The sequence below is a fragment of the Micromonospora sp. LOL_023 genome (assembly GCF_048060115.1).
Taxonomy (GTDB): domain Bacteria; phylum Actinomycetota; class Actinomycetes; order Mycobacteriales; family Micromonosporaceae; genus Micromonospora_E.
On the sequence record NZ_JBHMIM010000015.1, the window covers coordinates 84,691 to 100,458 of the forward strand.

9 protein-coding genes are annotated in these 15,768 nt (G+C 68.9%); 4 read left to right on the forward strand and 5 right to left on the reverse strand.

Annotated features, from left to right (window positions below; all coding sequences use genetic code 11):
• Nucleotides 1–15: 15 nt before the first annotated feature.
• Nucleotides 16–1,242 carry a helix-turn-helix domain-containing protein gene (locus tag ACFHVL_RS10875; protein ID WP_416627435.1) on the reverse strand — a complete coding sequence of 409 codons (1,227 nt, stop codon included), beginning with the start codon at nucleotides 1,240–1,242 and terminating at the stop codon, nucleotides 16–18.
• On the reverse strand, nucleotides 1,239–1,382 hold the full coding sequence (locus ACFHVL_RS10880; RefSeq protein ID WP_416569462.1) for a hypothetical protein: 144 nt from the start codon (nucleotides 1,380–1,382) through the stop codon (nucleotides 1,239–1,241). The genes ACFHVL_RS10875 and ACFHVL_RS10880 overlap by 4 nt, the downstream gene beginning before the upstream one ends.
• Before the next feature lie 230 nt (nucleotides 1,383–1,612).
• Here ACFHVL_RS10880 and ACFHVL_RS10885 point away from each other — a divergent pair, with 230 nt between their 5' ends.
• The 3 genes from ACFHVL_RS10885 (at nucleotide 1,613) to ACFHVL_RS10895 (ending at nucleotide 2,926) form a co-directional block, all read left to right on the forward strand.
• Nucleotides 1,613–2,461 carry a helix-turn-helix domain-containing protein gene (locus ACFHVL_RS10885; protein ID WP_416627437.1) on the forward strand — a complete coding sequence of 283 codons (849 nt, stop codon included), beginning with the start codon at nucleotides 1,613–1,615 and terminating at the stop codon, nucleotides 2,459–2,461.
• Nucleotides 2,451–2,639: a DUF397 domain-containing protein gene (locus ACFHVL_RS10890; RefSeq protein WP_416627439.1), complete on the forward strand. Its 189-nt coding sequence runs from the start codon at nucleotides 2,451–2,453 to the stop codon at nucleotides 2,637–2,639. The genes ACFHVL_RS10885 and ACFHVL_RS10890 overlap by 11 nt, the downstream gene beginning before the upstream one ends.
• Before the next feature lie 104 nt (nucleotides 2,640–2,743).
• Nucleotides 2,744–2,926, forward strand: coding sequence for a hypothetical protein (locus ACFHVL_RS10895; protein ID WP_416627441.1), 183 nt, complete (start codon nucleotides 2,744–2,746; stop codon nucleotides 2,924–2,926).
• A 441-nt stretch (nucleotides 2,927–3,367) separates the two neighbouring features.
• Here ACFHVL_RS10895 and ACFHVL_RS10900 read toward each other — a convergent pair whose 3' ends face one another.
• Complete coding sequence (locus ACFHVL_RS10900; protein ID WP_416627443.1) at nucleotides 3,368–11,212, reverse strand: ricin-type beta-trefoil lectin domain protein; 7,845 nt, start codon at nucleotides 11,210–11,212, stop codon at nucleotides 3,368–3,370.
• A gap of 437 nt (nucleotides 11,213–11,649) precedes the next feature.
• Between ACFHVL_RS10900 and ACFHVL_RS10905 the strand changes: the two genes are divergently transcribed.
• A complete protein-coding gene (locus ACFHVL_RS10905) occupies nucleotides 11,650–14,790 on the forward strand; it encodes a DNRLRE domain-containing protein (RefSeq protein WP_416627444.1) in 3,141 nt (1,046 codons plus the stop codon).
• Nucleotides 14,791–14,880: 90 nt separating this feature from the next.
• Here ACFHVL_RS10905 and ACFHVL_RS10910 read toward each other — a convergent pair whose 3' ends face one another.
• Both ACFHVL_RS10910 and ACFHVL_RS10915 read right to left on the reverse strand, forming a co-directional pair.
• Nucleotides 14,881–15,516 carry a hypothetical protein gene (locus tag ACFHVL_RS10910; protein WP_416627446.1) on the reverse strand — a complete coding sequence of 212 codons (636 nt, stop codon included), beginning with the start codon at nucleotides 15,514–15,516 and terminating at the stop codon, nucleotides 14,881–14,883.
• Nucleotides 15,513–15,761 carry a hypothetical protein gene (locus ACFHVL_RS10915; RefSeq protein WP_416627448.1) on the reverse strand — a complete coding sequence of 83 codons (249 nt, stop codon included), beginning with the start codon at nucleotides 15,759–15,761 and terminating at the stop codon, nucleotides 15,513–15,515. The genes ACFHVL_RS10910 and ACFHVL_RS10915 overlap by 4 nt, the downstream gene beginning before the upstream one ends.
• Nucleotides 15,762–15,768: the final 7 nt, after the last annotated feature.

The window sequence follows — 15,768 nt, forward strand, 5'->3', positions numbered from 1 at the left end:
GCCGGCTGGTCACGGTCATGGGGTGAGGCCGATGGTGGTGGCGAGGCGGGTCAGGTCGGGGGTGGGGCCGGTCCGCAGGAGTGTGGTGACGACGCGGTGGGCGGCGGGTCTGGTGCGGGTTTCGGCGGGAGCGATCTGGTCGGCGGCGACGATGGCGCGGGCGGCGGCGGTGGGGTTGCCGGTGTCGAGGTAGGCACGGGTGATGTCGATCAGGTGGGCGGCGCGGTGCTCGGCGGGTAGCTCCCGCCAGCCGTGACCGGCGGTGGCGTGCTTGTGGTGGGTGATGGCCTGGTGCGGGTTGCCGAGGATGGTGGCGATCTGGGCTTGGGCGAGCGCGACGGCGGTGGGCCCGAAGCCGGTGGTGGTGTCGGTGGCGTTGTCGCCGGGGCGGGTGGCGGCGAGTTTGGCGGCACGGTCTGTGTAGTGGTGGGCGCCGGCGGGGTCGTTGCCGGTGGCGGCGGCGAGGGCGGCTTCGACGAGCAGGGTGCCGGCGAGGGCATGGTCGTCCGGTGCCGGGTCGTCGGTCGCGGCCGGGTCGATCAGCGGTACGGCGGTGAGCGCGGCCTGCATCGCGAGGGTGCTCCGGTGCAGGGCGCGGAGCGCCTGGGCGAGCGCGATGGCGGCTGCGGCGGTGTGTCGGGGGTGGCCAGCGGCGGTGGCGATGGCGCGGTCGGCGGCGAGCCAGGCGAGGTGCGGTTCGTCGAGTTTGGTAAGTAGGTGGGCGGTGATCCGGTAGACGCGGGTGGGCAGGTGCGCGGCGGCGTCGGATCGTGGTGCGTGGGCGCTGGTGGTGTGGCGGGTGTGGGTGAGCAGGTCGGGCAGCATCCGAAGCAGTTGCGGGTAGTGGGCGTGCTGGTAGGCGCTGTGGGCGTACCCGATGCGGTGGTGCAGGTCCTCGACGGACGGTGAGGGTTGGTTGGGGGTGGGGGTGTCGTAGCGGGCGAGGGCGGCGCGCAGGTGTTCGACGGCGGCGGCCGTGGTATCGGTGGCGGGTTCGGGTCGGCGGGTTGTGGTGGGGCCGAGGATGGTCTCGGGGGTGACGCCGAGGACGGCGGCGACGGTGTGGACGACGGAGATGCGGTCGAGGGAGCGGATGCCGCGTTCGACCTTGTCGACCCACGAGTGGGATTTGCCGATCCGATCGGCGAAGACCTGCTGGGTCAGGCCACGCCGGGCGCGGAGTTGAGCGACCCGCCGGCCGATGGGCAGTTCGGCGATGCGGTGGCGGCCGGGCGCGGTCATTGATGCAGGCTGCGGTAGATGGCTTCGGTGGTCGCCCCGCAGCGCGGGCACCACCGGGACTTGACGCGGAACGTGAACAGGCCGAGCAGGAAGCCGGGCATCAGACCGGCGAAGACGATCGGTAGCAGTCTGGCGATCACGAGCACTCTCACCTTCTGGCGAGGCCGGCGGGTCGGAGCGTTGCCGCGCCCCGACCCGCCGGCTGGTCACCGCGTTGCCGCAGCGGCACACGCTGCGGGGCTGATCCGTGGTGTGTCGACTACAGATTGCAGCATCACTTGATGCATGGCAAGACTACGTTCATGATCAATGAATCAAAGCATGTCCTCAGGGGCAGACAGAGGAGCAAGAGTCGTGCAGAATCATGGCCATGCCTCGATTTGCCCCAGCCACTCCACGCTCCCGGCGGCTCGGCCGCGATCTACGCAAGCTCCGTGAAGCCAAGGGCCTGACCGGCGAGGAAGTCGCCAAGTCGGTCCGCTGCTCGTCGTCGCGGATCAGCCGGATCGAGTCCGGCGAGATCAAGCCACGAGCCGGTGACGTCATGGAGCTACTGGTCGCCTACGGCGTCCCGCTCGACGCCGAGCCCGGCTCGTCGCTGCTGGCCCAGGCACGCGACCTGCGCGAGGACGGCTGGTGGCAACGGGTCGGCGGCAAGTACGCGACGTACATCGCCTACGAGAGCGAAGCCGTCGAGCTGAAGAACTACGAGCCGACGCTGGTGCCCGGTCTACTCCAGACCGAGCGCTACGCCCGCGCGGTCAACATCATCGGCCGGGAGGTCGACCCGGACACGGTCAACCAGCGCGTCGCCACCCGGTTGACCCGACAGGAGGTGCTGCACCGGCAACCAACACCGCTGCGGCTGCACGCCGTCCTGTCCGAGGCGGCGCTACGCACCGAGGTCGGCGGCCCAGACGTGCTCCGCGACCAACTCGCCCACCTCGTCACCCTCAGCGAACTGCCCAACGTCACGATCCAGGTGCTGCGCTTCGAAGCCGGCGCACACCTGGCCGACAGCAGCGGCTTCGCTCTGCTCAGCTTCGAGCGAGACGATCCACCACTCGGCTACATCGAGACCCTGGCCGGTGAACTGTTCCTTGAGTCAACCCGCGACCTGGCGCGGATCTCGGCGGCGTACGACAATCTGAGGATGCTGGCGATGTCGCCGGCCGAGTCGGTCAAGCTGATCAAGGAGCTGAGCGAGGATGGAACGTAACACTTGGCGCACGTCGAGCCGGTCCGGCAGCAACGGCCAGTGTGTCGAGGTCCGCGACCGGGGCACCCAGATCGACGTACGCGACTCCAAAGCCCCTGCCGCCGGCACGCTGACCTTCGACCCCGCCGCCTGGACCACCTTCACCACCACCCTCAAGTCCGACAGCACCCGCCCGTAATCCCTGGCTCCCCTGCTCGTGGCGGCTCTGCATAGCGGAGCCACCACGAGCTCACCAACTGCGTCAAGTCACGGCCGATGATGGTTGCCGAGTCGGGAGGCGGCATGCGCCGACGGAGGTACCTGACTCTGCTCGGTTCCGCACTGACGTCACCGGCACACGAGTGGATCATCGCCCAGCAGCCGGCCGACGTCACCTCCGCGTCCGGCCGGCCGCTGTCCGGCGAAGTCGTCGCCCACTTGGACGCCCGCGAAACCGAATTCCCGGGCGCGCGCGTCCCCATATGACCGTCGAGCGGGGCCGCCGTTCGTCAGCCTGCGGGACGACTCCGCGCTTGCACGAGGATCGCGGTGCCATCAGATACGGATCGCTGCAACACTTCGTAGTTTTGTACAGGAAGCGCTCTACCCCCGCTCGCCCGATGCGCGGCCTCGAAGGCGACCCACGCCTCGTAAACGACCCTTAACGCCTCGGACGCCACTCGACCGATGGCGAACTGCTCCCGAAAGGTCAACCGAGGTTCTGCCTCACCCATCCAAATCTCAAGCCGAGCCTTAGCTGCTATGAAATCTGCAACAGCCGCGACCAGCTCATTACTCCCAATGTTGCTGCCAATGATGAGCAAACCCAAGTTGAAATGTCTCGAGGCAGTCGGCGTACCCAATATCTCGGGTGCTTGCCAGTTGGGAGGCATCTCCTTCAGCCAATCCCATCCATCCAAGGCCACGTCAGAGCCTCCGCCGAGGATGGGAGGAGTTGATTAGCCAACTCGCTATCTGAGAGGACTCCGAAACGGGCATTTTATAGCCTCCAATCTCGAGAATTTTTGCGCAGTAGGTGACGCAGTTATTCGTTTCACTATCGTGCGGTCCGAAATCGTAACCATCGAAGGCTTCTTGTGCGGCCTGCGCCCTCTTGGCGTTAGACAAAGGAATCTTGATCACTGTGGTGCCGGGTGAGTGTGAATCGGTTCGGAAATCCGCGATAGACGGCATGCCCGGATCGGACCCCGCTTGGGTGTGCTTTGTCTCGCCATTGTGGGTCACCGCGATGGACGCGTGGCCCTGATGGTCGTCGAGGAACACCTCGGCGTACCCCTCGTTGCCGCAGTTGTGTACGAGCACCGGGGTGGTGCCGGCTAATACATGATACGTGTGGACGCGGCTGATGGTGAGGTTGTGTACGACAGCTCGTGGGGTGGACCAGCGTTGAATGGCTGCGACTTGGACCCAGGTGCCGGAGCTGGTCTGGAGCCATTGGCCGGGTTGCAGGTCGGTGGCGTCGATCCACTCGTCGAGCTCCGGGACCCAGAAGGGGTGGCCGTCGGTGGCGGTGATCTCGGCGGTCTCCGGACCCTGGTCGCCGTCGGTGTCGATGGTGATCTTCACCAGGTGCTTGACGCCGTCGCCGGTGATGGTGGCGGTGACGGTCTCGACGGTGGTGGTGCCGGTTTCGGGGTCGGTGGCGATGACCTTGTCACCCGGCTCGACCTGCTCGATCGGCTTGGTGGCGCCGTCGGCCATCAGGACCTTCGTGCCGGGGGTGAAGCTGTTGTTCAGCGGACAACTGTCGGCCGGTTTTCCTCCTCCGCCGCTGGATCCGCCGTTGGATCGGGTGCTGGCGCCAGTGTTGCCGCCGGGTTTGGAGGTGTTCTTGCCGCTGGCGGCGCTCTTCCCGCCACCACCGCTGCTACTGGAGGCCTTGGGGTTGGTTTTGGCTTGGGCCTGCTTTTGGACGGGGTTGCCGGTCTTCTTGGACGCGTTGACAGCCTTGTTGCTGGTGGTGTTGGCCTTGTCGGCGGCCTTCTTCGCGAGGGCCTGCGCGGCACGCTTCGCCCGTTCGGCGGCCGCCTTCTTGGCGTTGAGGGCGGTGGTCTCAGCGGCGCGGGCGATCTTCAGGACCCGCTCGGCGGCCCGCTTCGCCGACTGCCAGGCCTGGATCGCGGAAATGGTCCGGTTGACCGCTTTGATAACCCTGGGGATTGCTTTGAACGCCTTGGCCCACGGGATGAACTCGGTGATCAGGTCGACGCAGGACCACATGTTGCCGCCGAAACAGCCCAGGGCGGCGTTGAGGCCGATGAACTCCTTCAGCACGTCCCAGGCGACCGACAGGATGATCGAGGTCAGGGACCGGCCCATGGTCGAGTTGGCCTGGGCGACCTGCGACGCGGACAGGCCAGCACCGGCCAACGCGGCGGCCTTCTCCGACGCGGTCAACGAGATCGACAGACCCGACGGGTCGGAGTGGGTGACCGGGTTGTTGTGCGCGTACGTGTAGCCGTTGGACTGCGCCGGATCAGCCAGATCCAGGATCGGATCGGCGGACAGGAACCGACCCACCACCGGGTCGTACAACCGGGCACCCAAAGGGGTGTACCCGGACGCCTCGTCCGAGGTCGCGCCCAGGAACCCGGCACGGGTCTTCAAATTCGTGGCAAGGGCGTCGGTAGCCCGCCGGTTACCGAACGGATCCCGCTTCACGATCCGTACCGGCATCCCCGCCAAGGTCGAACCCACCTCGGCGTACGGACTGCCCTGATGATCGGACGCGACCGCCGCCAACTGGACCGACGCCGACCCGTACGCGTACCGCAGCATGCTGCCACCCGGCACCGCGTAGCTGCGCTGACTGTTGACGTTCACCCCACCAACGGCCACCGTGACCACCGCGTCACCCAGGTGCAGCGTCGCCCGCCGGTCCTGGATGGTCAGCAGCCGCGACCCGTCCGGACCGTAGACGTGCCGGGTCTCGTCCTGCGCCGCCCACACCTGACCGGTCGCGGCAGAATCGCAGACGGCGAGTTCGACCGGCGTGCTGTTGTCGGTCGCGCCGCCACGCACCGCCAGGCACAGATCGGACCCGACATGCCGCAACTGCCCCGCCGCCGTGCGGGCCAACCGCTGGGCGGGGGTGCCGTCACACGCACGCAGCTGGACAGCTGATCCGGCCGTGTTCCCGTTCGGCTGGACACACCAGTCGTCGTACACCCGCATGGTGCCCAGATCCGGATCCGGCTGGCCATCCACCACCGCGAACGTCCACCGCTGCGCCGTCGTGCCGTTGCACTCGTACAACTGCACCTGCTGACCCGCGACCGCGAACCCCGCCTGCAGATCCAGACACTTACCCACCACACCCACGTACGCCGTCTCGCCACCTGCGCCCTGGCCGGTGATCCGCTCGACCTGACCGTCGTAGGTCCACGACAGTGTCTGACTGTCGCCGTTCTGCAGCGACTCCACCGACTTCGTCTCACCGGTCGCCTCGTACAACCGCTTCGCCTCGGCCGTCACCTGCGCACCCGCCGGCGTCACGTACTGCTTGCGGACCGACGTCAACGTCCGCGGCTGCGAACCATCCAACTTCCCGTACGTGTAGGTGGTCGTCGCATCCTTCGCGACGTCACCACCGAGGTCCTTCTCCACCAACCTGGTCCGGTTCCCGACCAGGTCGTATTCGTACTCCTGCCAGTAACCGGAACCGTCCGGCCCCGCCGCGACGGTCCCCGCCGCCGGCTCCGCAGCCGCACACGACGCCTGATTGCTCGCCGTCCACGCCCGCCGCAACGCACCCGCCGAGCTGTAGTTGAAACACTGCCGCTCCGCGATCCCACCCGCGTGCTCCCGGATCGCCAACACGTTCCCCGCCGCGTCATAGGCGTACGACCGCTGCGACACCAGATTCCCGGCCACGACCGAGCCGTCCCCGGCCTGCTCCCGGAACACCCGCTGATCAAGCAGCGCCCCATCGGCCTCGTCGAACGACGCCAACGTCCACACCCGGTACGGCTGCGCCCCCAACGCCGACCGCAGCACCTGCCCGTACGGCGAGTACACCGTCTCCGAGCCGTACCAGTCCTGCCCCGACACCGTCAACGGCAGCCCGTCAGCGGTGTAGCGCACCAGGATCTTCTCCGCCGGCAGCCGACCGACCGCCGGCAATTGCACCGACGCCGGCAGACCGGTGTCGGTGTACGTGTAGTTGTAGGTGTACGAACTGGCCAGACCCCACGTGTCCGCGATTTGCTGCGGCAGGGTCAGCGTCGTCGACGTCGGCTGGTAGTCGTCGGTGTAGCCGCCGACCTGCTGCGTGTACGCCAACCCGTCGGTGTACCGGGTCGCCGCCGCCGGCAGCCCGATCCCACCCGGCACCGTGTCGTAGCTGTACTCGGCCAGCAACGTGCCGGACGCACCGTCGAGCCGCTGCGCCACCGGCCGGGACAACTCGTCGTAGCCGTTCCAGACGGTGATCCCACGGGCGTTGGTCGAGGTGAGCGGGCGGTCCCGGTGGTCGTAGCCGAGGGTGGTGGCACCCGAGTCCGGGTCGGTCGCGGTGACCAGCCGGCCGCGCTGGTCGTAGCTCCAGGTCCACGGGCGGTCCGGGTCGGCCGAGTGCGATGCCCGCGCCAGCTGGCCACGGGGGTCGTACTCGTACCGCATCGAGGTGTACTCGGTGCGGGCGGCGTTGGTGAAGGTGTCGACCCGGGCGGTGCGGCCGACCGCGTCGCTGTAGATCCGGTACGACGCCGCGCCGACTGGGTTGATCACAGTGGAGTGGTCGGTGCCGTACGTATAGCGGGTGGCCCGCTCCGGTGCCTCGGTGCCGCGCAGCACCGGCATCTCGGTGACGACCCGGCCGAGGCCGTCGTAGGTGTAGCGGGTGGCGTTGGGCACGGCGGTGTCGGCGAGCGGGGTGAACAGCCGGCCGGAGGGCGCGCCGTCGGCGAAGTAGGCGTTGTTGGTCTGCCAGATCTCACCGGAGGTGTTGTAGAGGGTGTCGCTGATCAACCGGCCGCCGCCGACCGCCTCCTGCTGGCTCTGCCGTTCCCGGCCGAGTCCGTCGTAGAGGGTGACGGCGGTCTCGACCCGGTTCTCGTGGCCGCGGGTCCGGCTGACCACGTACGGCGGTTTCCCGGCCGGCAGGTGGTATTCGGCCTTGAAGTCGGGCACCGCGCCGGCCGACGGCGTACGGCCGGGTCCCCAGGCTTCGATCAGCCGGCCGAGCGGGTCGTACGTCGCCTGGCTGACGTGTCTGTTCGCGTCGGTGGTCCGGGTGACGGCGCCACGTCCCGGTTCGATCTCCTGGGTCTGCTGGTGACCGAGGGAGTTGCGCTCGATGACCCGGTACGTCTGGCCGAGGGCCGGTTCGAAGGTGGTCGTGGCGGTCTTGCCGTCCGGGTCGGTCCGGGAGACGACCCGGCCCATCGTGTCGAAGGCGACGGTGCCGTCGGACTGGAAGCCGGAGCCGTCGGGGCGCAGCGACCAGGACTGGGTGACCAACGCCCGGGTGTTGGCGGCCAGCGCGGTGCCGTACGCCTGGTTGTCGTAGCCGACCCGGCTGGCCGACGCCAGCGTGGTCAGGTCGTCGAAGTCGGCGGCGGCGCAGCTGGTGGGGCTGGTCCGCAGCTGCCGGGTCATCCCGATGACATGCTTGTCGGTGCGGTGGGCGTAGTCGACGACCGTGCAGGACTCGTCGCCGGCCCGGCCGGTGTCGCCGAGCGACTCGATCCGGGTCGGCAGCCCGTACGTCGGCTCGTAGCTGGTCCGGGACTCGACGACCCGTTGGGTACGGGTGTCGTCGCCGGTGCCGGAGGACCGGGTGTAGGTGATCTGTCGGGGTTCGGTGACCCGCCAGGCGCGCAGCGGGCTGAGTCCGTCGTCGCGGTCGCGCCGGCCGAGTTCGGTCGCGGCGGGCACGGTGACGCTGCGGGTCAGCCAGGCGGTGTCGGCGTCGTCGGCGCTGGTGTAGGTGAATTCTTCAGCGACGCGGCCGGCGAACGGCTCGGCGTCGGGGGCGATCACGACGCCGTCGATGTCGTGTACGGAGACGGTGTCGCCCATGCCACGGAAGTAGCGGGTGACCGACTTGGTCCTGGCGCTGCCGATGGCCGGGTCGTCGTCGCCGGTGATGACGGTGGTCTGGGCGAAGCCGGCGAACTGTGAGTAGGTGCGGGTGGACTTCTTGGTGAACTCCTGCTCGGCGAGTTTCCAGCCGGCGTTGGCGTAGGAGTACCGGGTGACCGTCGGGTAGGCGCCGTCGACGGCGGGCAACTCCTCGACGCTGTCGACGACATACTTGTGGAACCAGTCGATGTCCTCGACGGCCGGGTCCGGATGCCAGAACGACGGATAGCAGAGCCGGGTGTTGTTGCGCAGCGCGGCGGTGTCGTCCTTGCCGGGCAGCCCGGTGCCGGTGGCGCAACCACCGGTCGGCTGCTTGTACGTGATGATCGTTTCGCCGCCGTACTCGTTGATCACCCGGCCGATGCGCAGCCGGGCGAAGCCGGGGCGGTCGTCGCGGCGTACCCGGTTGGGCATGTCGTCTGGGTGGGCTTCGAACCGGACGGCGTTGAGGGTGACCTTGTCGTTGGTGTTGCCGCTGCGGCCGTAGCCGGTGCGGGTCACCGACTCCAGCCACAGTGCGGTGTTGAGCCCGGTCCGCAGGATCGGGAACGACTGCTTGAGCTGGTATTCGTCGACGGTCTGGCGGGTGTTGGTGCCGGGCTGGCGCTGCGCCGACGTGGTGATCTTGTCGAGACGCTTGCGGGAAAAGAACGCCGGTGACGAGTTCCAGCACTTCTGCCCGGCGACGCAGCCCAGGTCGGCCGGAGTGTCGTACCAGATCCGGTAGTTGTTCGGGTTGGTGCTGGCGAAGTTGGCGTCGGTGCAGGTCAGCGAGCCCTCGGCGAAGCAGCGTTCGGCGACGGTGAAGGCGACCTGGGCGACCGGCACGGCCGAGTACATGCTGTCGGCGCGCTGGCCGTAGTCGATCCGGGTCAGGTAGCCGCCCCGGTCGTAGCGGACCGGGTCCTTAAAGTTGAAGTTACGGGCGTAGTAGTTGGTCTCCTTGGCCCACCACAGGCTCATCGCGTTGCCGTGGACGTCCTCGACGTAATCGAGGGACCAGCGCCATGCCTGGGTGCAGGCCGATCCGGCCCAGTTACCGGCCTGGTAGCAGGGCTCACCGGCGTGGTTGCCGTAGACCGGGGCGGTCAGCACCGAGTTGGTCACCGGGTCGCCGGTGGACCAGCCGGGCAGCCGGTGCCGGCCGAAGAAGTGCCGGGTGCCGTCGCGGGTGGTGACCACCCAGTACTCGCCGTCGGCGTCACCGTTGGCCAGCCCGGTGTCGGTCAGCAGCTCGACCCGGGAGCCGTCACCGTTGCCGGTGATCCAGGTCTGCTCGTCGTCGTCGAAGACGAGCTCGGTGGTCATCCCGCCGAGTGACAGGGTGGCGTTGTTCGACCCCCAGCACAGGTCACCGGTGCGGTGGCTGGCGTTGTTGGAGCCGGCCTTCGTCGAGTCCTGCCGGCAGTTGGCGTAGCTGCGGGTGATCGCGCCGGCGCTGTAGTCCCAGCCGTCGCCGATCCACGATGCCTGGTTGTTGGTGGCCGAGGTCCGCCCGTCCACCGACTGCGACGAGTACGACAGGTTGATCTGCGGCATCAGCCCGCCGGAGGTCTCCGGGACCTGCACCTGGTAGCCGTAGGTGAACGCGCCGGAGGAGGCACCGGCCGCCCACGAACCGGCCGACAGCAGCGGGGTGGCGGTGAAGTCACCGGCCGCCGACGCCCCGGTGTCGAGCACACCGACCACGCTCGACGAACCTGACGCGGCGGCGGCGCGGGCCGCGACGTCCTCACCGGCGATCAGCGCGCCGACGGAGATCGTGCCGGTGACGATCCGCCGCATCGACGCTTCCGGGTTGTTGGCGTCGCCGGTTGCGGCGGTGCGGGCCGCTGGTGCACGGGTGGGTGCCTCGGCGGCAGGCACCAGCTTGACCTCGCTGGACGCGGCGGCCATTCCGCCGGCCGCGGTGCTGTTCCCCGTGCCGCTGCCAACTCCGCTGCCGGCGATGTCGCTGGAGCTGCCCGGTTGGGCGCCGGCCCGCTGCCCGGCGGTGCCGTCGTCGGTGGCGCAGTCGCCGCCGTCCGGGTCGTCGTAGACGCAGTCGGGCAGCAGCAGGAAGCCGAACCGGTCGGCGGCCTGTGGCCCGTACAGGTCGGCGAAGGTGGTGTAGTCGACGGCCAGCGCCACCTCGGCCGCCGGGTCGGCGGTCGCCGGCGGGGTGACCTTCATGATCAGGCCGGCGACACCGGCGGCCTGGGACGCCTCCGGGGCGGCGAGGCCGACTGTCCAGCTTCCGGCGAGCGCGGTCGGGTCGCCATCGGACGGTACGCCGAGGGCGACCGGCAGGTCGTCGACCGGCAGGGTGTCCCCGGCAGAGAGCCCGGTCAGGTCGACGGTGCCGTCGCCGGAGGACCACGGGGTGACCGCCTGCGGCTCGTACAGGACCACTGGGACCTCGTCGGCGGTGGTCAGACCGGACTCGGCGGACTCGTCCTGGCCGATCTGGTCGGTGACCGGGACGTCCGGCAGCTCGACCTGTATCCCTTCGCGACTCATCCCGGGGCCGGGCACCGCCCATGCCCGCGCGGGCAGAATCGTCACCGCCATCGTGGCCGCCAGCAGCAGCGTGCCGGCCCTTCTGGTGCGCCGCCACTCGCGACGACCGGATCCGGTACGGGCTGCTCGGAGATCCCGCTGCGAGGACAGCGGACCGGTACCACGCATGCGCGTCGACTCCCAGGCGCGAAGAGAAGGTGCGGACGGACCGCGGGAAGCACACGCCAGGCGCGGCACGGTCGTGAGCACTGTGCGTCAAGTCGAGCTGACACTCAAGTGAGGACCGGACGACCAAACTTGATCTTCAGTGAACTGCGTCACGGCTCAACCAGTGCTACCGATGGCAAACTGTACACAAGGTGCACTAATGGAGGAATCGTAATACGTGGATGAGTTGGTACCGGCAAATCCCTACAGATGATCAAGATTCCGACGCAACGAGTGACGTACGTCAGCCGGATATAACAGATTTATAACAGTAAAGGGGGACGCGCCGACGGCGTCCGCCGTGCGATCGTGTGCGGGCTTCTGCCCGAGGCCGCAGGTCGGGTGCAGTGGCGTCCACGTTGTCCCCATGCCACCGGGTCCCACGGGAGTAGACCGCAGTGACCGCGCCACGCCTGCTCAACCCATTCATGCGTACGCGTACCAGGCTCGCCCTGACCGCCGGCCTGCTCTCGATCACGCTCGTCGCCGCCATGCTCGTGCCGTTGCTCAGGTCCACAGTCGATCAGACTGCCGGGCCCGACGCGGAAGCAGCCACCGCCGGCCCTCGGGATGACGCCGCCGCCCTCGACGAGGCCCGGCGCACCGGCGAAGAGGTCCTGATCGACACCGAGACGACGGCCACCTCGCAGACCTGGGCCCGCCCGGACGGACAGCTCCGGACCACCACCCACGCCGTCGCGCAGCGGGCCCGCGACGCCGCCGGCCAGTGGACCGCCCTCGACAACACCCTCACCACCGTCGAACACACCGGCGACGGACTCGGCGTACGGCCGATCCACGCCCCGGTGCCGGTCCGCTTCTCCAGCGGCGGCCCAGCCGCCCGGTACGCACCAGCGCGGTACCAGCCCACCGATACGACAGACGCCACCGAAAGTGTGCTCGCCGAGCTGGACATCGACGGCCACACCATCGCGTACACCTGGCCGGGTCCGCTCCCCGAGCCGGTGCTCGACGGGCCCCGGGCGCTCTACCCAGAAGTACTGCCCGGAGTGGATCTGCTGGTCGTCGCGATCGACACCGGTGGCTTCGGCCAACTGCTGATCGTCAAGACGCCCGCCGCCGGCACCACGCAAGCCGTACAGCAGATCAGCTACGGGCTCCGGTCGACGACCGCGATCTTCCGCCACGACCCGGTCACCGGCGGGGTACTGGTCCTCGACCCCGCCGACGGCGACGAGATCAGTGCCATCCCCACCCCGTTCGCCTGGGACTCATCCGGCCGCAACATCGACGATCCCGACGCCGCTGCCCGCACCTCGGTCGCCACCAACGCCGACGTACTGCAACTGTCCGGCCTCACCGGTGCCGAGCCGGGCGCCAAGGCCGCCCCGATGCCCAGCAGTCTCGACGGCGACGGCACCGGCACCGCCAGGCTGCACCTGGACGCCGCCGCCGCTGGCCTGTTCGACAACCCGCAGGCGCGCTATCCGATCTTCCTCGACCCGACGATGCGCAGCACCACCCAGGCCTGGGCCACCGTCTACAGCCAGCACCCGAACACCAACACCTGGAACGGCACCAACTTCAACAACGGCAGCACCGATGCCCGGGTCGGCTACGAGCAGGACACCCCGCTGCGCACCCGCACCTACTGGCGGATGGCTTTCGACACCCGGATGAGGGGCGCGACCGTCAGCTCCGCGTCCTTCCGGGTACTGAACACCCACTCCTGGTCCTGCAACGCCCGGGAGATGCAGCTGTGGCTCACCGGCGCGATCTCCTCCGGCACCACCTGGAACAGCCAGCCGGGGTGGATCGCCGAACAGCAGCGGCGTTCGTTCGCGCACGGCTACGGCAGTAGCTGCGCCGACGCGTACGTCAGTTTCAACGTGCTCCAGGGCGCCCAGGTCGGCGCGGACGGTGGGCTGTCGCAGCTCACCTTCGTGATGCGGGCAACCAGCGAGTCGGACACCCAGACCTGGCGCAGGTTCCGGGTCAGCGCAACCGAACTGACCGTCGTGTTCAACCGACCGCCCAGCGAGCCGGTCAACGGCACGATCACCCCCGGCGGCAACTGCGCTCCCGGGCCCGGGGGCGGCACCATTGTCGCCCGCACCAACCTCGTACTGGCCGCGACCGGTTCCGACCCGGACGGTAACCTGCGCGGGTTGCGGTTCCGCTTCTGGAAGACCGGCACGACCGTTCCCGCCGGCACCCTCGTCACCAGCTTGAGCAGCGGTCGGGGCAGCGTGACGATCCCCGCCACCAGCCTGGAAGACCAGGCCACCTACTCCTGGGACGTTCGGTCCGAGGACACTGACGGTGCGGCGTCGACCTACTTCCCGCCCGGCGACCAGCCATGCCGCATCACCATCGATGCCACGGCCCCGCCGGCACCGACAGTCACCAGCGCGGTGTTCCTGGAAGCCACCCCCGACGCGGCGACCTGGGCGACGGTGAAGTTCGGCCAGACCGGTCCGATCACCTTCACCGCCGCAGATGCCACCAGATTCAGCTACGCCCTCGGCGGCCAGCAGCTGGCATACGTCAACGCGAACTCCGGCACCGCGACCGTGCCCGACCTGCGGCCTCGGCACGCCGGCCCGACCACCCTGCAGGTCTTCGCCTTCGACGCCGCCGGCAACCGCAGTGTCCGCACCGACTACACCTTCTACGTGCCGCCACGTGACGTGGCCGACGGACCCGGCGACACCGGCGGCGACGGACGGCCCGACCTGACGATCATCAACGCCGACGGTAACCTGCGGACCTATCCCAGCGACACCGGCGGCGCGCTGTACGAATCCCTGGCGGCCTCGTACCGCGACGGGACCTCGCTCAACCCGACCGGCCACTGGTACGACCCGTCGACCGGCCAGGCCGCCCTGATCACCAAGTACGGCGACGCGTTTCCCGGGGACGGGGTCACCGACCTGTTCGCGCGTACGCCCGACGGAGGCTTCTGGCTCTACCCCGGCGACGGCTACGGCAGCTTCGATGTCGACGACCGGATCCGCGTCCTGCTGCCGGCCGGCGTGCCCGACCCGGCGACCTGGACCCAGGTCAAGGCGGTCGGTGACATCACCGGCGACAGACACCCCGATCTGGTGCTGCTGGCCGGCACCGCCTTCTGGACGTTGAGCGGCTACACCGGAGCGAGCTTCCAGCAGGCAACCCTGATGGAGGGCACCGCCTGGGCCCGGCGGGAGGTCGTCAACGTGGCCGACATCGACCAGGACGGCACCCCTGACCTACTGTGGCGCGACTTGGACAACGGCAGAATGTCTGTGCGGCACGGCCTACCTGGCACCGTCGCTGGTAGCGTCGATCTGCACTCGCTGAAGTTGGCCGTGAACTCCCGTGACGGTGATGTCTCCTTCGGCACCGGCTGGTCCGCGTCCGCCGTCAACGCGGTCGTCGGCGTGCCGGACCTCAACGGCGACGGGCGGCCCGACATCTGGGCCAGGTTCTCATCCGACGGACAGCTACGGATCTACCACCCGTCGACCACCAACGCCGGGACCCCGGTGCAGGTCCTGTCCAGCACGGTCTATCCGGGTATCAGAGCCTTCGGCTGACCTGCGTACCGGCGGGGCGCGTGGGCTCGCCGCCGTCGTGCGGGTCTCCCCCGTCGGCTGCGGGTGCCGCCGCTTCCCTGATGATCGCGGTCAGCCTCGGTAGGCGGCGAGGAACGCGGCCAGGTACGCGGGCACCAACTGACGAATCCGGTCCTCGGGGACAGCGGCGGCGAGCGCCTGCGCGGCCAGCGCGACGCCGGCAGCGTTGGGTACGCCGAACAGGCGATCCAGGTGGTCGACGCCAGTGCGGACACTTACCCCGCAGATCGGGTCGTCCGCCAGCTCACGCAGCCGGGTGCCGATCTGGGTCGGTGATGCCGGGCTGGTCATCAGCCGGTAGACGTCGCCGGCGTCCTTCGCCTTGACCCGATGGGTTCGGCCCTGGTCGCCGTCGCCGAGGCGTTCCGCGATCTTGTGTGCTTTGGCGACCAGAAGCGCACCAGGGCTGGCCACCCGGACCTTCGCCGACCGACCGTCGACCTCAGGTTCGAGACTGGCGATGACCATCTCGGTGTTGTCCCGGACAGCGGCTTCAATGCCCGGTGTCCACCGAGTGGCGTTCCTGCCATGCTCGGGCAGTCGCGCGTCCCTGCGGCCCCGTGCCGCCGGATCCATGCTTTCCGGAACGAGCAGATCGACCGGGACGTCAACGCTGCGGCCGTCGACCATGGTGGTGGCGAGCCAGGTGCCGGGCTCCTCCCCACCATTGCCGCCCTTGATCTTCAAATGGAACCCGCCGCCTGCATCGCCTCCGCGATTCGGGGATCCGGGCCGAGCTTGTCCGGGTCGATGCTCAAGTCGGCGTCGGCAGTGAACGGTGCGACGCTGACGTCGAGGTCGGCGTCACCAGCCTGGAGATAGATGGCCTGCGCACCGACCAGGACAACGGCGTCCCGATGTCGATCGAGAGTGTGTAGGGCGTCGAGCAGGACCCGGCGCGCGGCAACGTAGAGCGGTTGGACATCAGGCACTCGGCGA

Coding starts and splice junctions, on each gene's coding strand:
- ACFHVL_RS10885 (WP_416627437.1), top strand. CDS start 1,613: ATGCCTCGATTTGCCCCAGCCACTCCACGCTCCCGGCGGCTCGGCCGC.
- ACFHVL_RS10890 (WP_416627439.1), top strand. CDS start 2,451: ATGGAACGTAACACTTGGCGCACGTCGAGCCGGTCCGGCAGCAACGGC.
- ACFHVL_RS10900 (WP_416627443.1), bottom strand. CDS start 11,212: ATGCGTGGTACCGGTCCGCTGTCCTCGCAGCGGGATCTCCGAGCAGCC.
- ACFHVL_RS10875 (WP_416627435.1), bottom strand. CDS start 1,242: ATGACCGCGCCCGGCCGCCACCGCATCGCCGAACTGCCCATCGGCCGG.
- ACFHVL_RS10895 (WP_416627441.1), top strand. CDS start 2,744: ATGCGCCGACGGAGGTACCTGACTCTGCTCGGTTCCGCACTGACGTCA.